This window comes from Nitrospiria bacterium (assembly GCA_035498035.1).
Lineage (GTDB): Bacteria > Nitrospirota > Nitrospiria > JACQBZ01 > JACQBZ01 > JACQBZ01.
The window spans coordinates 1-3,690 of record DATKAN010000029.1; the positions used below are offsets into that span (position 1 = coordinate 1).

Sequence of the window (3,690 nt, forward strand, 5' to 3'; positions counted from 1 at the left end):
ACCGGACCGGCAACCGGGTTCAAAATCAGTGTCGGCTTTTTTGCCATCATCGTAGAGGCTCGCTCCATATCAACGAGCGGCCATCTTAGCACAAGAAAACGGGTTTGAGAAGCGGGCCGCCCCGGTCTCTCCGGCTTGCTATGCGCGGTTCGGTTTTGGTATCCTTTTGTTTAATATCGATCACCGTGATGATGAAAGGATGAAATGATTGACGGTCGTATTTTTCCACGATGACCATGAATAAGAACAGCCTTTACCCCATTGTGCTGGCCGGTGGAAGCGGAACGCGGTTTTGGCCCTTGAGTCGTGAGCTCTATCCCAAACAGCTTCTGAAGCTGATCGGCGACGAGACGATGCTCCAGCGAACGTTGCGTTGCGCGATGGGCGCGGCTCCGGCCGAGAACATTCACGTCGTGACGCATCGCCGCCAGGCCGACGCGGTCCGGATGCAGGCGTCCGCCGTCGTTTCGTTGCCCTCCGATCATGTTCTCCTTGAGCCTCGGGCCAGGAACACCGCGGCCGCGATCGGTCTTGCGGCGGTGGCCTTGAAGCGAAAGGATCCGGAGGCCGTGATGGTCGTCATGCCCGCCGACCATGTGATCCTGAAAAATTCCGTCTTCGCCCGGGCGGTACGGTCGGCGAGCCGTCTGGCCAGGGAAGGATGGCTTGTGACCTTTGGAACCAAAGCGGTTCGGCCGGAGACCGGGTATGGCTATATCCGACGGGGTCAAACGATTACGGGGCGCATGTCGAGTCGGGGACCGGCGGCTTATCAGGTCAGCCGGTTTACGGAAAAGCCCGATCGGGCCACGGCAAAACGTTATGTTTCGGACGGCCGGTTCTACTGGAACAGCGGCATCTTTGTCTGGAAGGCCTCGGCGATTCTGGACGCGATCCGGGTCTTGCAACCCCGATTGTACCGGGGGTTGGCCTCGATCGGGGCGGCATTGGGAACGGCCGAGGAAGAAAAAACGATTGAGAAGGTGTACGAGCAACTGGATTCCGTCTCGATTGATTACGGAGTTTTGGAAAGACTCCGCAAAAACCTGGCGGTCCTTCCGGTCGAGATGGGGTGGAGCGATGTGGGAAGCTGGACCGCCCTGGAACAGATCAGCCGGGCGGATTCCAGGGGGAATGTGATCTTCGGAAACATTATCGATCTCGACAGTCGGAATTCCATTCTTTACGCCGAAAAACGCCTCGTGGCGACGATCGGGCTTGAGAATATGGTGGTGGTGGATACGGAAGATGCGACGCTGGTCTGCCATAAGAATCGCGCGCAGGACGTCCGGAAGGTCGTCGAGGCCCTCCGGCAACGCAACGCCGAGGAGCATTTGGTCCACCGAACCGTCTGGCGGCCGTGGGGCAGCTATACCGTTCTTGAAAACGGGGACCAATACAAGATCAAGCGGATCGTGGTCAATCCAAAGGCCCGTTTGTCTCTTCAATTGCATCATCGCCGGAGCGAACACTGGGTGGTCGTTTCCGGTTCCGCGCGGGTCACCTGCGGCGAGCGGGTGTATGATCTGGCGCGAAATGAGAGCACCTACATCCCGATGAATACAAAACACCGCCTGGAAAACCCCGGCGCGACGCCGCTCCAGATCATCGAGGTTCAGAACGGCGATTACCTCGGAGAAGACGATATCGTTCGGTTTCAGGACGATTACGGGCGGAAAGCATAGCTTTTAAGCGCGGGGTGTCACAAATACATCGGCTCATTGACCTATTTATTTAAAGCAGCGCGGAGTTTACCTCCGCGCTGGGACAAGCACCGCTCTGCGCATTTTGTCGATAAGGCTTCGCCGAATTGGTCGATCGGGACAAAAAGCCGCACGTTATGAAAGGCCAAGCATCGATGCAAAAGATCTTCCGTGAGTACGATATACGGGGCGTGGTCGGACAAGATCTGACTCCGGACCTGGCGGAGCAGATCGGAAAGGCGTTTGGAACGACCCTTCGAAGGAGAAATCTGCGACAGATCGCGGTCGGCCGGGACGGGCGGGAGAGTTCCCCGCTGCTGCGTCAACGCCTGATCGATGGAGTTACCGCGGCGGGGATCGGCGTGACGGATATCGGCGTCTGTCCCACCCCGTTGCTATATTTCGCTCTTTTTAATCTCCCGGTCGACGGCGGGGCGATGATTACCGCCAGTCACAACCCATCCGAGTATAACGGTTTCAAGTTATGCGTCGGAAGAGAAACCCTTTACGGCGAAGAAATTCAAAAACTCCGGCGGATGATCGAGGCGAAGGATTATGAGACCGGCCTTCCCGCCGGGCAGGCGGGCGCGGCTCCGGCCCTTCGTTCTCAGGAAATCATTCCATCGTATCTTGATTATCTTAGACGCCAGTTCGGCTCGGTGAAGGGGCGGGGAATCAAGATCGTCGTGGACAGCGGGAATGCGATGGGGGCCCTGGTGGGACCCCGGGCCCTGAAGAACATGGGATGCGAAGTGATCGAGTTGTACAGCGAGTTGGACAGCCGCTTTCCAAACCATCACCCGGATCCCACGGTTACGGAAAACCTCAAGGATATCATCGAAACCGTCCGATCCAAACGGGCCGATCTGGGGATCGCTTATGACGGGGATGCCGATCGAATCGGCGCGGTGGACGAACGGGGAGAGATTCTTTGGGGCGACCAGTTGTTGATGATCTTCGCCCGAGACGTACTGCGCCGAAGGCCCGGGGCGATGATCCTCTCGGAGGTGAAAGCCTCGCAGGTTCTATACGACGACATCCGGCGTCACGGCGGACAGGCGCTCATGTGGAAGGCCGGTCACTCCCTGATCAAGTCCAAGATGAAGGAAACCGGAGCGTTGCTGGCCGGGGAGATGAGCGGTCATATCTTTTTCGCGGACCGTTACTTCGGCTATGATGACGCGGTGTATGCCGGTTGCCGGCTGGTCGAGATTCTGGCCGAGGACCGGAAACCCCTGTCCCAATTATTATCGGATCTGCCAAAGACCAGCTCCACCCCGGAAATCCGACTGGACTGCCCGGATGACCGGAAATTTCTTATCGTACAGAAATTAAAGGAACGCTTCGAGGCCTTGCGCTCGTGTCCGCTTCCCGGTTCGATCCCCATCCGGGACCTGATCACCCTGGACGGGGTGAGGGTCGTGTTCGATGACGGGTGGGGCTTGGTTCGGGCCTCCAACACCCAGCCGGCTTTGGTCCTCCGCTTTGAGGCCCGGACGCCGAAACAGGCGGAAGCCATCCAAAGTTTCGTTGAACGTGAGTTGTCCAGAGTCCAGAATTCACCTTAGACTTCCCTCGGGCAGCAAATTGACCGAAAAGTTCGGATCGGCGACCGATAAGGGGTTATTAAAGCCGGTTACCCTGATATTCGTGTGTTTGTGGCTTAACCAATAAACCAAATGATAAAGGGTCGCGCGCTAATACGTGAATAATATTGATTGACTTCAAATCATCGTTTTGTTATAAAATGGCTTATTCCATCGGCTTTTGGGGTGTGTTTTATATCATTAGTTACTCTCATTTTGGAATATTCGGAAAATCCCGGTACCCCCCGGTCCGATGTATGGGTAATCATGCGGTTTAGGTTTGCGACAATAACGTAGAACACCCTCAACAAAATAGAATCGTCGGATTCAGGTTTCTCCGCGACCTTCCTGTTCGGCTCGCGGGGGATCACGGAATGTTCTGCCGAGTAAGAAACGCAGAT

At 56.4% G+C, this 3,690-nt stretch carries 3 protein-coding genes; 2 read left to right on the forward strand and 1 reads right to left on the reverse strand.

The window, feature by feature from the left end; genetic code table 11:
- Positions 1-236 precede the first annotated feature (236 nt).
- On the forward strand, positions 237-1,685 hold the full coding sequence (locus VMN77_06565) for a mannose-1-phosphate guanylyltransferase/mannose-6-phosphate isomerase (protein ID HTN43443.1): 1,449 nt from the start codon (positions 237-239) through the stop codon (positions 1,683-1,685).
- A 155-nt stretch (positions 1,686-1,840) separates the two neighbouring features.
- Positions 1,841-3,271 (forward strand): phosphomannomutase/phosphoglucomutase, encoded by a 1,431-nt coding sequence (locus tag VMN77_06570; protein ID HTN43444.1) that lies wholly within the window; start codon positions 1,841-1,843, stop codon positions 3,269-3,271.
- Positions 3,272-3,432: 161 nt separating this feature from the next.
- Here VMN77_06570 and VMN77_06575 read toward each other — a convergent pair.
- On the reverse strand, positions 3,433-3,690 hold a 258-nt coding region (locus VMN77_06575), incomplete at its 5' end, for a hypothetical protein (protein HTN43445.1).

Bases quoted from the DNA above. Each gene is read 5' to 3' on its own strand.
- VMN77_06565 (HTN43443.1), top strand. From the start codon at position 237: ATGAATAAGAACAGCCTTTACCCCATTGTGCTGGCCGGTGGAAGCGGA.
- VMN77_06570 (HTN43444.1), top strand. From the start codon at position 1,841: ATGAAAGGCCAAGCATCGATGCAAAAGATCTTCCGTGAGTACGATATA.